Origin of the sequence: Paenibacillus sp. FSL P4-0176 (genome assembly GCF_037975265.1) — a bacterium.
Taxonomy (GTDB): domain Bacteria; phylum Bacillota; class Bacilli; order Paenibacillales; family Paenibacillaceae; genus Paenibacillus; species Paenibacillus amylolyticus.
The window spans coordinates 6,120,119-6,137,415 of sequence record NZ_CP150242.1 but is presented as its reverse complement, the minus strand read 5'-3'; the positions used below and the strand labels follow the sequence as shown (position 1 = coordinate 6,137,415).

Genomic DNA, 17,297 nt, shown 5'->3' with positions numbered 1-17,297 from the left:
TTCTTAAAACTATTGAGGAGGCATTTTACACATGGCCTATTTTGAATCCGTTAATAAAATTGCATTTGAAGGTAAAGATTCCAAGAATCCTTTTGCTTTTAAACATTATAATCCGGAAGAAGTGGTAGCCGGCAAATCGATGGAAGAACATTTCCGTTTTGGCATGGCTTACTGGCATACATTAACTGCAGGCGGCAGTGACCCGTTCGGTGCGGAGACAGCTGTTCGTTCGTGGGATAAATACTCAGGTCTGGACCTCGCGAAAGTACGCGTGGAAGCGGCATTTGAATTTTTGGAAAAAATGAATCTCCCGTTCTTCTGTTTCCACGATGTGGACATTGCACCAGAAGGCAACAACCTGCGCGAGTTCTACAGCAACATTGATACCATTGTTGATCTGATTGAAGATCATATGAAATCCAGCGGCAAAAAACTGCTCTGGAACACGGCGAACATGTTCTCGAACCCACGCTTCATGTTTGGTGCAGCATCCACTTGCAACGCAGACGTGTATGCTCATGCTGCAGCACAGATCAAAAAAGGTCTGGAAGTGGGTAAACGTCTGGGCGCTGAAAACTATGTCTTCTGGGGCGGTCGTGAAGGTTACGACACATTGCTGAACACAGACATGCAACTGGAGCAAGACAACATTGCTCGCATGTTCCACATGGCTGTAGACTACGCGAAAGAAATTGGCTTTGATGCACAATTCCTGATCGAGCCTAAACCAAAAGAGCCAACGAAACACCAATATGATTATGATGCAGCAACTTCCATTGCTTTCTTGCAAAAATACGGTTTGGACAAACACTTCAAACTCAACCTGGAAGCAAACCACGCTACACTGGCTGGTCATACATTTGATCACGAAATCCGCGTTGCTCGTACAAACGGCATGCTCGGTTCCCTCGATGCGAACCAAGGCGACATGTTGATCGGTTGGGATACGGATGAGTTCCCGGTTGATATGTACGATGCTACGTTGACAATGTATGAAGTATTGAAAAACGGCGGTATCGGCCGTGGTGGTGTGAACTTTGACGCGAAAGTACGTCGTGGTTCCTTCGAAGCTGACGATCTGTTCCTGGCACACATCGCAGGTATGGACACGTATGCAAAAGGTCTGAAAGTAGCAGCGAAGTTGATTGAAGATCGCGTATTCGATGACTTCATCGAAAAACGTTACAGCAGCTTCAGCGAAGGTATTGGTGCAGATGTGGTTGCAGGTAAAGCAACACTGGCTTCCCTTGCTGAGTATGCACTCAACAACGAAAGCCCACGTAAAAACCAATCCGGACGTCAGGAATTGCTGAGAGCACAACTCAACCAGTACATCTTGGCTGACTAATAGCGCATTAGGTAGGGTTGGTGCACGTCGACCACCAATGGTTATTCAACTCATATGTGTTGGACATTAGTATCCAAACTAGCCTATGCACAAGATTAGCTTGTACCATGGAACGCCTGAACAAGCATGACATTCGGACCGTCCCCGACTTTCCCTTGGGAAGACGGGGGCGGTTTTTTGATTAAATAACGCGATTTTTAAATTTTTGATATAAATGAATAATTTGCATGCTAAACGAAGTGAGCAGAAAGGACCCGAGGAAGCAAAGCGGTCGCATTTATTCCCGGATTTCTCCCTTGTCAAAGGGATTAAAGGAAATCCGGGGGTAACGGCGATCCAAGGGTTTTCTGATCACGGATTGACCACATGAGCATCAAGGTTTCATTTATAACCAATGACGAATCAAGGTCATTGGATCAATCTTTTCGCTACAAAAACGAGTATGTTTTTACTGTTTTGATATAAATGTTTGTCTAAGATGGTACATGCAGAACGAAGTGAGCAGAAAGGACCCGAGGAAGCAAAGCGGTCGCATTATCCCCGGATTTCACCCTTGCTAAGGGGTATAAAGGAAATCTGGGGGTAACGGCGATCTGAGGGTTTTCTGATCACGGAGTGACCACATGAGCATTAGGGTTTCACTTATACAATCCTGTTACAAACGAGAGGAGTTAACCTATGAGTTACGTAATTGGTGTCGATCTTGGAACCAGCGCGGTTAAAACCGTGTTGGTCAATCGTGAAGGAAAAGTGGCATTTGAAGCATCCGAGGCATATCCGTTGTACCAGCCCAAGGCTGGATACAGTGAACAAAATCCCGAAGATTGGGTAGAGCAAACAATTGTTTCCTTGCGTAAATTGCTCGAAGTGTCTGGCGTGCAGCCTTCGGAAATCGAAGGATTGAGCTTCTCGGGCCAGATGCATGGGCTGGTCTTGGTGGATGCTGAAGGCAAACCGCTGCGGAATGCAATCCTGTGGAACGATACACGCACAACGGCTCAGTGCCGCCGGATCGAAAAAGTACTGGATGGCAAGCTGTTAAGCATTGCCCGGAACCGTGCACTGGAAGGCTTTACCTTGCCAAAAATTTTGTGGGTTCAGGAGAACGAGCCTGAATTGTTACAGCAAGCATCCTTGTTCCTATTGCCGAAAGACTACGTGCGTTATCGCCTGACCGGGGATTACGCTATGGATTATTCCGATGCAGCGGGAACTTTGCTGCTGGACGTTGCAGGCAAACAGTGGAGCAAAGAGATTGCAGAAGCATTCGAGCTACCAATCTCCCTTTGTCCACGTCTTGTGGAATCGTTTGAGGAAGTGGGCACGTTGCTGCCTGAGATTGCGGACAAAACGGGTCTGGCGACTGCGACGAAAGTATACGCAGGTGGCGCGGACAATGCATGCGGTGCCATTGGCGCAGGCATTCTGAGTGAAGGACAGACGATGTGCAGCATCGGAACGTCCGGGGTTGTGCTTTCCTACGAAGAGCGTAAAGATCTCGACTTCGAAGGCAAAGTACACTTTTTTAACCATGGAGAGAAAGATGCCTTCTATATTATGGGTGTAACGCTTGCCGCAGGATACAGCCTGTCCTGGTTCAAGGATACGTTTGCAGCCGACAAATCGTTTGATGTGCTCTTGCAGGGCATCGATCAGATTCCGGCGGGCAGCAACGGATTGTTGTTCACACCATATATCGTTGGGGAGCGTACACCTCATCCGGATGCGAATATCCGTGGCAGCTTCATCGGTATGGATGCGGGACACAAGCTGGAGCACTTTGGACGTGCGGTGATGGAGGGCATTACCTTCTCGCTGCGGGAATCGATTGATATTCTGCGTGGCGCAGGCAAAACAGTCAATGAAGTCATCTCCATTGGTGGCGGTGCCAAAAATGAAGCATGGTTGCAAATGCAGGCGGATGTCTTTAACGCCACGATTGTGAAGTTGGAGAGCGAACAGGGTCCTGCGATGGGTGCAGCGATGCTGGCTGCCTATGGCTGTGGCTGGTTCCCATCCTTGCAAGAATGCGCAACAGCGTTTATTCGTCCAGCGAAGTCCTATGAGCCGAACCCGGAAACGGTTGCCGTCTATGATGGATTGTTTGCACTGTACCAGGAAGTCTATGGACAGACACGTAGTCTCAATGATCGTTTGGCTGAATACCGTTAATTCATTTATTTCACTACATTAATCTTGTGATTACATTTAAAAGCATCCGCGAAGGCGGGTGCTTTTTTGTCGTTCATCAAGATTAACCCCATGAAAGGTTTATTTGGCCTGCATATCCGTATTCCGCCTCTGCATAGATTGGAAATAGAGGATTGTGATTCGTCCAGGCATCGTGTGTCTGACATTTTAATAGGTAGAAGCTTGAGCATCGGGGGTGAAGCTTTGGATGGACATGAGGAACATGGAAGACCACATATTACCTTGTCGATGATCGTTCGTAATGAAGAGAATCGGTATCTCAGGCAGGCACTGGAGAGACATCGTCCCTGGATTGATCGCGCAGTAATCATTGATGACGGAAGCACGGATGGAACGGTCGCACTGTGCAGGGAACTTCTGGACGGTATTCCACTCGTATTAGTGGAGAACGCTGCTTCACGTTTTGCAGACGAGGTAAGCTTGAGAAAACAACAATGGGAAGAGACGGTGGCGACCAATCCGGAGTGGATTTTGAATCTGGATGCGGATGAGATTCTAACCAGTGACTTTGGGGTGGTACGGAATCTGTTGCTCAGTGGCAATGAAGATGCGATCTATTTCAGATTGTTTGATATGTGGAGTGAGACGCATTACAGGGAAGATGAGTTCTGGCAGGCGCATGCCTATTATCGGCCATTTCTGATTCGTTATCACCCGGGGATGAGCTATGAATGGAAGGAAACACCCCAGCATTGTGGTCGTTTTCCGTTAACGATCCAGCATTGGTCCTATGGATGTCATGCTCCCCGGGTGAAGCACTATGGTTGGGCGCGGGAAGAAGACCGCATCCGCAAATATGAACGCTATCAAGCACTGGACCCTGAAGCAAGATACGGTTGGAAGGAACAGTACGAATCGATATTGGATCAAGAGCCACGACTGTTGGCATGGTTCGAATAAGGAGAGGGGGAGTGAGCACATTGAAGAAAGACCTGTTACGTAAATCGCAAGAAGAATTCAAATCTCAAGTAGAGCCGAATTCCCAAGAGAAAGAGAATCAGAATGAGAAGCAACATGAGAGCGCAAATGAGAATCAGAAAGAGAGCCAGAGTAATCATCGACCGTCCAGACATTCTGATAAATCGCTGGAAACCCGCCAAGCGGAAACGCTTGAAGCGCCTGGCCAGGAAAGAATACTGATCGCCAGCCCGGTTCGCCAGACAACGCCGGTGCTCCGTGAATTTCTGGATTCTCTACATGCACTGGAACGAACAACAGTGAAGACGGATTATCTGTTTGTTGACGATAACGTGGAAGAAGCCGCATCGAATATATTGCATGAATTTGTGCTTCAGCATGAAGGGACGGTTATTCAAGCAGATGAACACGGTAACGGTAGTCCTGACAACAAAGGGGTGTACAGCAAGGATGAGGGAGGACATTATTGGCAGGATGAGCAGATTTGGCGTGTAGCCGGTTTGAAAAATCGCATATTGCAATATGCACGCGACAATCACTACGATGCGGTTTTCCTGATTGATTCTGACTTGGTGCTGCATCCGCGGACGCTGGAGCAACTTGTATCGAGTGGCAAAGACATTGTATCCAATATCTTTTGGACCCGCTGGCAACCGGATGCCAGGGAAATGCCTCAGGTATGGTTGCAAGATGAGTATGCTTTGTATCGCCGCGGTGGCAAAACAGTAGACGGAACCGAGGCGGAGGACGAGGGCACGCAAACGACTGCTTTTCTAACGCAACTCCGGATCCCGGGTTGTTATGAAGTTGGAGGACTAGGGGCGTGTACCCTTATTCGCAAAAATGTTTTGGCAGCTGGAGTTTCATATGACCAGATTCCCAATGTATCCTTCTGGGGTGAAGATCGTCATTTCTGCATCCGTGCTCAGGCACTGGGTTTTCGTTTGTTCGTCGATACTCATCTCCCCGCGTACCACATCTATCGATTGTCCGAACTGCCGGGGGTATCTGCCTTTAACCGCAGGGCGAGAAGAGGTGAGGAGACGATCAGTATTACCCTGTGTATGATTGTAAAAAATGAAGAAGCTTCCCTCGCCAGATGTCTGGACTCGGTCAACGGGATTACCGATGAGATTGTGATCGTGGATACCGGATCAACGGATCGTACCCGTCAGATCGCTTCCAGATATACGGATCGTATCGTTGATTTTGAATGGGTGGATGACTTTGCAGCAGCACGCAATTTTGCCTTCGATCAGGCAAAGAGTGAATATATTCTTTGGCTGGATGCCGATGATGTGTTCGAACCGGAAGATCGGGCGAAACTGATCGCCTTGAAACGTTCGCTGGACCCGGATGTTGATAGTGTCACGATGGATTATAATCTGTCATTCACAGCAGATGGCAAGGTAGCCTACAGTCTGCGCCGGAATCGTCTGGTGCGTCGGGATCGGCAATTTCGCTGGATTGGTGCGGTGCATGAATACCTGGCTGTAGCGGGCAATCTGCTGCATAGTGATATAGCGGTTACTCACAAGAAAGATAAGGAGTATACCGATCGGAATCTGCGGATCTATCGCAAAAGGGAACAGGCCGGAGAGGAATTCGGGCCGCGTGACTTGTACTACTTCGGTAACGAACTGAAGGACCATGGACAGCATGAGGATGCAGTGAAGTACTATGAGAAGTTTCTGGATACCGGGCTGGGCTGGGTGGAAGATCAGATCGCTGCTTGCCAGAAAATTGCGGATTGTGAAGCTGCACTTGAACATTCGGAACAGGAAGTCACGGCGTTGTTCCGATCATTTGCCTATGATTTGCCAAGAGCCGAGATATGCTGTCGATTGGGTGGTTATTTTGCCGACCGTGAAGATTATCGCAAGGCCCTGTTCTGGTACGAACAGGCGACTCGTGCTGTACGTCCTGATGATCCTATGGTAGTGCTGAATGAAGCAGCCTGGACCTGGATGCCGCATCTGCAACTATGTGTGTGTTATGACCGGATGGGTAACCGTGCCAAGGCCCGGGAACATAATGATATCGCACTCGCCTATCATCCAACACATCCGAGCATGTTATATAACGATCGATACTTTAAAGATTTGGAGAAGGATAACGTATTGGAAAATGCTTAGCATTACGGTCGCAATGATGCCTCTTTCGTGGAATTGAATGGGTGAATCAGCCTATGTTCCATAGAGAGGTTTTTTGCATTGTGATAAAAGTACATCATAGAGTTGGTGACAGACGCATTCACTTCAGAAATGGATTAATGTATTTCATCCAGGGGAGGATATGCTTTACAATAATGAATAACGGAAAAGCGGTGACCATGATTGCCTGTCTTCGGCTGCCGAATTGATGAAGCAAGGGGAACTGGATATGAATTTGACGGAAGTACTATTGGAGTCGAGGCTGGTCGCGATTGTACGTGGTATAAGCCGTGAAGCGGCAGTAACAGCTGGACAAGGTATGACGAATGGTGGCATCCGATTGATGGAAGTCACACTGAACACACCTGGAGCACATGATATTATTGCAGACTGGCGTGAGCGGCATGAAGGAAAGGCTTATGTTGGAGCGGGTACGGTACTGAATGTGCAGATGGCGAAGGAAGCGGTCGCTGCAGGAGCACAATTTCTGGTGTCTCCCAATGTCGATCTGTCTGTCATTGAATATGCTGTAGAACATGGTGTCGAGATCTGGCCTGGAGCCATGACACCCACGGAGATTGTCGCTGCCCATGAAGCGGGAGCACGAGTTGTGAAGTTGTTTCCGATGGCGAGTCTGGGTATACCGTATCTGCGGGAGATCAAAGCTCCACTGAATCATATTCCACTGCTGGCAACAGGTGGTGCCACACTGGAGAATATTGCTGATTATTATGCAGCAGGCGCTGCTGCAGTGGGTCTGGGAAGTGCACTTTTGCCACGAGAAGCCCTTGCCTCAGGAGATCATGAGCAGATTGCAGCATGTGCACGGAGATTTGTGGAAGCAGCCGAAGCCTAGGCTCCAGTGTCATATGAGGGATATGTATATTTGGGTATATATATAAAGGCGCCTTTAAATTAATTGTTGGATCAATCTTTATCATAAAAATCGATGTCCTTTAACGTACCGTTCATTCTATTGTTCTATGATGGATGTATGCCAGAATTCGGAGAGGAGAGATGCCCTGTGAAAGCTAAAACAATGATAGGCGGCATGCTCGCCGTGGCCGCAGTAACGGCAGGTGGATTATGGAAGGCGGCGGTGAAGAGCCAGACACCCAAGAAGATTCCAATCACACTGACACCCCCAATGCCATTTGAGGATGTGACCTTTGATAGTGGGGGAGGTCGGGTGCATGGCTGGTTCATCCCGGCCAGAGCCGACATTCCAAAACCATGGCCGCTCGTTATTATTGCACATGGCTGGGGCTCCAATCGCTCCCGTGTTCTTCGCTACGCACGTCCGATCTGGGAAGCCGGATATGCCCTGTTTATGTATGATGTCCGCAGTCATGGGGCCAGTGATCCGGTTCGTGCTGCATCTGCCTACCTGTTCCGGGATGATCTGCTCGCGGCGTTGCAGTATACGACTGCACGACCAGAGATTGATGCGGATGCCATCGGAGTGCTTGGACATTCTTTGGGTGGACTGGGTACGATTCTTGCAGTGACGGAGGGAATTCCTGTATCAGCAGTGATTACGGACTCGATGCCATCGCAATTTGAGGTAATCGTCAGTTCAGAGCTGAGACGCCGGCGTCTGCCCTTGTTTCCACTGGCCCAGTTAATCCCGAGAATCTGGTTCTGGCGACTGGGTGAATCTCTGAAATCTTATCGTCAACGTGATCCGGTGATCATGCTGAATGAACGGCGCAGGGGGATGCAACTGCCGATGCTTATGGTGCACTCCAAGGGAGATAATTTCATTCCCCCGAGTGAGCTTGAATATTTTATGTCCAAGGCCGATCCGCCTGTTGAACATCTATGGGTCAACAGCGGAGGACACAGTTGTTCCGAGGAAGATCCCGCCTTCTGGGATACCGTTATTCCCTTTTTGAAAACCCATGTTCAAGGTCAGAAGAAGTCGAACGATTCGTCTATAGCGAGTAGTTGACAAGGTAGATTCAGCCTACATAAGAGTGCAGGCTAACAGATAAAACGCCAACGTGGTTGGCGTTTTTTTGCTGTTATTAGCAATATGCAGAAATTCACATTTGTAAAATTGCCCCGAAAACGACGTTTAAAAAGGAAGCTTATGGTATCATAGAATAGACTGGCAATATTCATGCGAGGTTATTTGTTATGCTTCTTTGTATGAAATTGAAGGGAGAGGTCCAGATTTGAGTTTGAATTGGAAGTTTAATTTACGTTTGAAAATGTTCGCAGCGAAAGCAACAACCGCAGCGATGGCAACACTGCTGCTTGCTTCGCAAACACCAGGTTTTGCAGGCAGTGCATCAGCCGCGCAAGCAGAGCAGTTGACCGCAGCGACAACGGGGGAAAATGAACAACTAGACGCAACGAGCAATGACGTGCCTGAGGGAGCGAAAATCTCATCCAGGCAAGCCAGTGAAAATATACTGAAATTATTTCCATTATTAAAAAAAGCAACGATCTCATCTGCACGATTCGATTCACCTAATTCCTATCCACCGCCAGAATACAAGGCATGGGAGATCGGGTTCCAGATTACACAAGGTAATCATACGTCCGGATTCAGTGGAACTGTACATGCAGGCACAGGGGAAGTGTTAAGTGTACATTTGCCGTCGGATATCCTGGATAAACATGTCTCGGAATCAGATGTGAAGTTAACCAAAGCTCAAGCTGAAGAAAAGGCCGTGGCATTGTTGTACCAAGCGATTCCAGGACTTAAGGAAAGTGAATATGCTCCGCTTGGAGATCTGTATTCTTCTATTGAACAAGAGTCATTGTTTGGCAGAACAGAGTATCGATACGGGTACCAGTTAAAACATGATGGATTGTTAACTGACGCAGAGACAGTCTACATTAATGTGGATGAAAGTGGTTTGGTGACAGGTTACTCACGAGGTACTATCGAAGCCAAGTATCCCTCATCGAAACCGGCAGCTTCAGAAGAGAAGGCCAGACAGCAGTTTGAAGAACAGTTCGATGTGGAACTGGCTTATATCGCCAAAGATCGTCTATCTTCCAAACAGGGTCAGCAGTATTACCTTGCATATACACCAAAAAATATCAGTATCATTCCGATTGAAGCCAATACGTTGGAACGGATTAATACATTAACAGGTAAAGCTGTAGATGAAGATTCCTTGCAGCAGGATACGAAGTTGAAAGGTGATGTAACGCCTTTTGTCCCGGCCAATGGTACGAGGTTAAATGTACAGCAGGCCGCCAATCGGGTCGCAACAAACTTTGATATACCCAAGGGTTATAAGCTGGAGCATAACCAGTTGGGCAAGGGATATTACTCAAGTCCGAACAATCAGGTGTGGAGTCTGAGCTGGAGCGATCGAAGTGCCAATATGTCCTATATGTTCATGCGGGATATCTCAGCACAGGTAGATGCAGTTACCGGGCAGATCTACAGTTATACGATGATGCAACGAATGGGACCGGAGATGGAACAGGAGAAGCCGGCTGAGGAGAAGGCAGGCAAATTGGTAACCCGGAAGCAGGCTGAGAAACTGGCGATGGACACGGTGATTGCGCTAGTTCCAGACGCAACGGAGCAGTTCCGACTGGCTAACGTGATTGAGGTGGATGATGCTCGCACATTTTTGTTCCAGCGTTATCTGAACGGAATTCCGGTTAAGGAAGATACGGCACAAGTACAGGTGTTAAACAACGGGACGATTAACGAGTTCTATACACGTATTGCGGCAACGCCTGAACAACTGCCAGCAGATGTTAAGCCAGCCATCAGTTATGAAGAGGCCAAGGCACTCTATCTGGAGGAATTCAAGCTGATCCTCGCATATTCCCGTTATGGCGGATATGGTATGAACGGTGGTCAAGTCATCCCGGCGGGGGTGAACCTTGCTTATATGCCTACACGTGATGAGAATTCGATCTATGGCAACTATGAAGCGCTGGATGCGAACACAGGGGAGTGGAAGCTTTTATACGGGGACACAAGCTCTGCAACCAAGGCTGAACCTACGGATATCTTGGGTCATGTGGCCGAAGCAGCTCTACGCAATATGACACAGCATGGCGTATTGCTTGCTGATGAGCAGGGACGCGTATTCCCGGATCGTGTGATCACCCGAGGAGATTGGTTTAACTATCTGGCAAGAGCGATTAATCCAAATATGGATCTGTACTACAGTGGGGACGGAGATGACAAGTTATACGCTGATGTGACACCTGACAGCCCGTATTATAAGGCAGTTCGGGCATTAATTGATCAGCGCTGGCTTGCCGGAGCGGACCCTGAACAGAATTTGAATCCGCAGGAAGAGATGACACGTGAAGAATTGGCAGTGCTGCTTGTACGTATTTTACGCTATGAGAAGCTGGCCGGATTCTATACGTTGCCATCGGATCTTCCCAACATTGCGGATGCCAGTGCCATTACGAGTAAGGGAGCGGTCTCCCTGAGTCTGAAGCTGGGATTGCTTCCTTCGATTGAAGGACGATTCATGCCTGCACGTAAAGTGACGGTAGCTGAAGCGTCACAGGTATTGGAACGGCTGGCGAAGCTTCAAGGTAAAACAGATACGTTTATGAGTGGTAATCGCCTGTATTAGACGAGGAATCACTCATATCGTGACCAAACGAAACATAGGATGAAGATAACGGGTAATCGTGATTCAATGAACTAAAGATCAAAGGGACCTTCCATAGAAGGTCTCTTTTGATTTAATTTTTACAAAAATTAAATCATTTCAACTAACATTTACACGAGTGTTCTTGTAAATATTCTTTAGTTGAAATGATATAGAAGAATGACGACAGAGCCTTTTGTGATACAATAGGGCGTGAGAACTTTGCAAAGAAGGGTGGGTTCCTTTCATGGGTAAGAACGGGAAACGAATTATCACCATACTGCTGGCAGGCTGTCTGATTGCTGTAGCGTTACCACGTACGATTGATCTGGATCAACTGTATGCTGCATCAGGGACATCAGATATATCCACGGCAACAGATTTGCGCCAGACCTTGCTTACCGCAATGTCACAGCGAACGGAGGAACTTGTTTTTACATACAAAGGCAATGTGAAGGGCCTCAAAAAACAATTACAAACCTCCATCGATGAGGCAATGAAGAGTGACCCCTATATCCAATATACCGTTAAAAGTTATGCATTTAATTATAAAGGCTCCAATGTGTCGGCCGAGGTGCATGTGACTCTCTCCTATCGGGAGACCAAGGAGCAGACCGATTATGTGAATCGTAAAGTCACAAACGTGTTGAAAGAAATCATCAAACCAGGCATGACGGATCATGAGAAGGTCAAGGTCATCCACGACTGGATTGTGCTTAACCTTTCCTACGATACTTCGTTGAAGAAATATACGGCCTACGACGGGCTTGTTACAGGCAGTACCGTCTGTCAGGGATATTCACTGTTGGCATATCGGATGCTGGAGCGAGTAGGTATCGATAACCGGATTGTGGAAGGTACAGCGGGCGGGCAGCTTCATGCCTGGAATATCGTGAACCTGGACGGCAAGTGGTATCACATGGACACCACCTGGGATGATCCTACCCCTGACCGCAAAGGTAAGGTTAGCCACAGCTACTATTTGCTGAGTGATGATGAGATGGCACGTGACCATATCTGGACAGGCAAAAGCAAGTACCCCGCTGCGCCAGCCCCATATCGAGAAGCTTTATTAAAGCTGGTGAAGGCCGGAGATAGCAAAAAAGCCGCTTATCAGAAGCTGTACCATGCTCTGGACTATTCCCTGTATGATGAACAGGATGCCGTCAAAGGCCATGCTGCGCTGAAGACCAAGGTTCAAAGTACACTGAAGGAAGGCGGAACCTCGCTGACATTCAGGTACAAGGGTACGGAGGCTGGACTGATTGAAGATTTGCAGGATTTGTACCAACTTGGCATGAAATCGATATCTTATTATGTGTCCAAAATGGAAGGTACTACGGATCTGCGCGTCAAAATTAACTGGACACTATAACAATCGTTTGAAAAGGATGCTCCGCTTGAGGAGTATCCTTTTTTGTGTTCAATTTGTGTTCAAAAACGAGGATTTTAGTGTTGTCTATTTTTTGTATATGTCGCTTTGCTATTCTAATCTTCGGCGTATGCCAACACTACGTACGAGGAGGATATGCAAACAATGAGGAAAAAAGTGAGCATAGTGATCATTGCTCTGTTACTGGTCACGCAAATGATGCAGGGTTGGATATTTACACCAACAACGCATGCTCAGGATGAATTAACTAATTTGCCAGCCAGTGCAATCAGTGATACAGCATCAGAAGAAGGTTTGGCAGGTTCGGAAGAGGTCAACAACGTTGACGTTGCTGCCACTCCGGAAGAAGAGGGGGAGGGAAACCTCAACCAGAGCAGTTTAGCAATGGCAGCTGCAGGTCCGGTAATTACAGATCAATTGATTACCAGTGTGCAGATGTACAATCAGGAACCAGAAGACAACGGGAATGGCACGATTGAAGTCAAAGGAGATAAAATCGAGGATATTCGACCACTCATTCAGGATGAGGTGGCTGTAGTCTTTACATGGGGACTTGCAGATGACAACCACAACTACAGCGATGGCTCTACGTTCACCTTTAACTTGCCCGATAAATTCATCATCGGATCGCAGCTTAAGGGTAATCTGGATGGCGGTGTTGGGGAGTATGTGGTGAATCCAGATGGCACAATCATCTTTACCTTTAATGAACTGATCGAGCATGCGAAGCTGGAAGGTAACTTCTACGTATGGATCAAGTTTGATGAGAGCAAGATGGAAGATGGTTTGAAACAACAGATAGACTTTAGTTCCGTAGGGCAGGGCATCATTGATGTGCATTTTGCCAACACAGCCGTAGATAAGTTGAAGAAATCGGGAAGCGCAAACAAAGAGAACTTCAACTCGGATGAAATTAAATGGACCGTAGATTTTAACCAAGGCGAGAAGGCTATGAAAAATGCTGTTCTTGCAGACACGTTCCCAGCAGAGCTAGAGCTCAAGGGCAACATCGAAATTCGCGAATTGGAAGTGCAATTGAATGGATCTGTAAAAGAAGGCCCAGTAATTAAAATGGAACCACAGTTTCCAATTCAATTGGGAAATACAGATAAGGCCTATCGTGTGATTTACACAACGAGTGTTAAAGCACCAACCACTGCTCCGTTCACCAACGTGGAGTATCAAAACCAGGTTGCGCTTACAACGGATCAGAGTGAGCACAACGAAACAGATATTGGCCGAGTTCGTGTGAGTTTTAATGAGCCTTTGAACAAGTCAGGGCAAGATAGTGCGTATGATCCGGTGACACAGACGATCACATGGAAAGTGCAATATAACTACAATCAGCAAGAAATCATGCAAACGAATGCATGGATTGAAGACCGCTTTGATACGGCAAAACAGCAACTGATCAACAATTCCGTCAAAGTGTATCAAGTGGACATTAATGCAAGTGGAGCGGCTTCGAACAGAACACTGATCAATCCGAATGAATACACACTCGAAGCGATGGGTACAGGGTTCGATGATGGCTTCAGATTACATTTTAAGAACGATATTACAAAGGCCTATGAGATCGAATATGATACACAATCCATTCATCGTGTTTATACAAACGACACCATTACGAACACAGTGAACATGTATGATGGTACTTCCAAAACAGGCCGAAGAGACATTCAGGAAGTCATTTTTGCAAAGAGTGTAAAAAGTGAAAACTTCAACACAAAAGAAATCGAATGGCAGATTGTTTTGAACCGTGATTTGCAGGACATGACGGATATCGTCATCACCGACAATTACGAAGGCAGACATATGAAACTGATTCCGGGTAGTCTTCAAGTGAGTGGTGTTAACAAAGAGGACTTTGAACTGACTCCAGACCCGGCTGATCCAACGTATGAAAAAGGATTCTCACTTCGCTTGAAAGACGGCGTAACGCTCAGTACGGAGCATGTTATTACTTATAAGACAAGCTTTGATCCCACAGCGGGTATGCCAACGAATGATGAATATCGCAACTCAGCCAAGATCGATTGGGAAGAGTCTGATGTAAAACAGACTTCGATTACAAAATCTGCTGCGGTCAAACCGCAGGACTACACGATTCAAAATGGTAACAAAAAGGGTGAATATAGCGCCAAAGATAAAAAGATCACCTGGACAATCGATGTAAACTACAATTTGTTTGATATTAAGGATGCAATCCTTAAGGATGCTTACACTGGAGACCAATCTTTTGTAGACGGCTCATTGAAGGTTCATGAGTTAGAGTTGCAGGGAGCCAATAATGTTACTGCTGTAGGTAGCGAGGTTCCGCTCACACCTGGTCAATTCCAGCTGAACCCGGACGGTAAAGGTTTTGTGTTGGATCTGGGTAACATGGGCAAAATGGCTTATCGCATTCAGTACCAAACAAGTCTGGATGGACCATATTCTGTCGTAGGCGCATATGCCAACCAGGCTGTTCTGACGGATGGTGAGGGTGGTGCAATACGATTTAATAGATCAGCCAGTGTTACACCTGCCAACGGTGGTGTATACGTGCGCAAAGCAGGCAAGCAAGAAGGTACAACGGATAAAGCATCATGGACGGTAAATATCAATCCAAGTCAATCTTTCATTCCTGCGGGTAACCAATTAACAGATACCTTGTCAGAGAACCAGATTTTATTGGCTGATTCATTGAAATTATATGCAACCAATTTACCTGCCAACAATTCAGGCAATGTATCCACCAAAGCTGGACTTGTTGATCCAGCTGATTATGAATTGGACGTGGAGGGCAATACATTTACCTTCACCTTCAAGAAAGATATCCATACCGCATTCATTTTGGAATATCAGTCTTATATTAATGCCGATCATGGCGCCCGAATTGAGAATAAGGTTGAATTTGCAGGCCAATCTTCCTCGGTAATCGGAGAAGGTAATCAGTCGGGAATCAAAGTTTCCTTGGCTGGAGCAGGTGGAGGAGCCTCTACAGGTCTGGGCAAAATCAGAATTCACAAAGTCAGTGATACAGGAGTTCCGCTGGAGGGTGCAATATTTGCAATCTATAATGCGTCTGGAAATACGCTTCTGGAAACATTGAAACCAACGGACGAGAATGGTGTGGTTGAAAGCTCCAGAAACTATCGATTAAACAATCTAACCAACGGTGTACCTTATAAGTTAAAAGAATTATCTGCACCGGCAGGATACTTGGTTGATCCTGAATATGGCTCTGCATCAGGTAAAACGATTGAATTTAAGGATGCGGATATCGCTTTTGAAATTGAAAATAAAAAGATTCGTCAAGGCTTCGAATTAACCAAGGTAGATGCGGTGGACTCCTCGAAGACACTTAAGGGTGCAACTTTCGAATTGTACTCCAAGGACAGCGCAACGCGAGAGAAAATCGATGAGTTAACGACAGGGGAAGATGGAAAGATCGCCAAAGGTGGACTGTTGCCAGGGGATTATGAGCTGGTAGAAGTCGTGGCACCTGAGTTTTATCAATTGGATGCTACACCAATTCCGTTTACGATTGTAGAGAATCAGACGGAGAGTATTACCTTGACGAAGTCTAATGCAATGGGTGCAGGTGGTAAACTTGTCGTTACCAAAGTAAATGCCAAGGATAAGTCCGTATTAAGCGGAATTGAATTCGAATTGCGTGATCGTTCCAACATTGTCATCGATACAAAAGTAACCGACCTAAATGGGGTCATTGAATTCGATGGTTTGGATTATGGTTCATATACATTGGTAGAGACCAAGGCAGAAGGCTTTGTTATTGAAGAGCCGGAGACCCTTGTATCTATTATCAAACCGGAAACTCAAATAACCATTGAAAATAAAAAAAATGATCGTTCTGTGAAATTGATTAAAACCAATGCGGGTCGAACTCAGCACCTTCAAGGAGCTGTATTTGAATTACGGGCTCAAACTGCATTGATGGATGCAAATGGGAATTGGGAGTTCCACAAGGTAACAGGTCTAGATGAAGCTACATTGACAACTAATCAACAAGGTGAAATTGTACTTGAAGGTTTGGATATCAATAAATATCAGTTGGTTGAAATAAAAGCGCCTAACGGATACATGTTGGAAACAACACCAGTACCATTTGAAATTACGAACATACAAACCGAAGCTGTAGTTGTGGAAAAAACGAATCAGGCTATCCCGGTATCGGGTGGTGGGTCTAGTGGACCTTATAATCCGGGAACACCTACTACGGGTGTAACACCAGATCCAGAGAAACCAGTAACTCCGGAACCAGGAAAACCAAATCCGTCGGTTCCAGGCACGGTTGTAACTGAACCTACAGAGTCTGGGGGAGGAACCGAAAGTCCGACAGATGAAGATTCCGGGGGAGTGACACCGACACCAGGCGATTCCAACGGTGACGACACTGCACCTCCAGTTGGGGATACAGATGCACCGGATGGGGATGGTGCACTTGCACCTCCTGCTGGAACGGATACAGATGGATCAAAGGGCAATGGAAATTCTGCATCACAGCCAAACGGAAATTCTGGATCTCAGGGAATGCTGCCACAAACAGGTGAAGAGAGCACAATGGCTTACACTGCTGTGGGCATGATGCTGATGGCGCTAGGTAGCGCGGGATTCATATACTTCCGCCGCAGACAACAGCTTCATCGCTAGATCGAAACACGCAGTATCTAAAATTCATC

Annotated in this window: 9 protein-coding genes; all 9 read left to right on the top strand. The window is 46.7% G+C overall.

The features are described 5' to 3' along the window. The first annotated feature begins 31 nt into the window (after window positions 1-31). The gene (gene xylA / locus MKY95_RS28410; RefSeq protein ID WP_036606941.1) at window positions 32-1,348 is read left to right on the top strand and encodes a xylose isomerase; all 1,317 of its coding nucleotides are present in this window, start codon (window positions 32-34) and stop codon (window positions 1,346-1,348) included. 678 nt (window positions 1,349-2,026) lie between these two features. Further along, window positions 2,027-3,520 (top strand): xylulokinase, encoded by a 1,494-nt coding sequence (xylB, locus tag MKY95_RS28405; protein ID WP_339195551.1) that lies wholly within the window; start codon window positions 2,027-2,029, stop codon window positions 3,518-3,520. A 90-nt stretch (window positions 3,521-3,610) separates the two neighbouring features. Further along, window positions 3,611-4,459: a glycosyltransferase family 2 protein gene (locus MKY95_RS28400; protein ID WP_339195549.1), complete on the top strand. Its 849-nt coding sequence runs from the start codon at window positions 3,611-3,613 to the stop codon at window positions 4,457-4,459. 11 nt (window positions 4,460-4,470) lie between these two features. Continuing rightward, the gene (locus tag MKY95_RS28395) at window positions 4,471-6,612 is read left to right on the top strand and encodes a glycosyltransferase (protein WP_339195547.1); all 2,142 of its coding nucleotides are present in this window, start codon (window positions 4,471-4,473) and stop codon (window positions 6,610-6,612) included. Window positions 6,613-6,859: 247 nt separating this feature from the next. Beyond that, a complete protein-coding gene (locus tag MKY95_RS28390; protein WP_339195544.1) occupies window positions 6,860-7,486 on the top strand; it encodes a bifunctional 4-hydroxy-2-oxoglutarate aldolase/2-dehydro-3-deoxy-phosphogluconate aldolase in 627 nt (208 codons plus the stop codon). 168 nt (window positions 7,487-7,654) lie between these two features. Further along, a complete protein-coding gene (locus tag MKY95_RS28385; protein WP_339195541.1) occupies window positions 7,655-8,581 on the top strand; it encodes an alpha/beta fold hydrolase in 927 nt (308 codons plus the stop codon). 226 nt (window positions 8,582-8,807) lie between these two features. Beyond that, window positions 8,808-11,201 (top strand): S-layer homology domain-containing protein, encoded by a 2,394-nt coding sequence (locus MKY95_RS28380; RefSeq protein ID WP_339195539.1) that lies wholly within the window; start codon window positions 8,808-8,810, stop codon window positions 11,199-11,201. Between the two features lie 265 nt (window positions 11,202-11,466). Next, complete coding sequence (locus MKY95_RS28375; RefSeq protein WP_339195535.1) at window positions 11,467-12,594, top strand: transglutaminase domain-containing protein; 1,128 nt, start codon at window positions 11,467-11,469, stop codon at window positions 12,592-12,594. A gap of 162 nt (window positions 12,595-12,756) precedes the next feature. Continuing rightward, complete coding sequence (locus MKY95_RS28370) at window positions 12,757-17,268, top strand: collagen binding domain-containing protein (protein WP_339195532.1); 4,512 nt, start codon at window positions 12,757-12,759, stop codon at window positions 17,266-17,268. The last annotated feature ends 29 nt before the right edge of the window (window positions 17,269-17,297 follow it).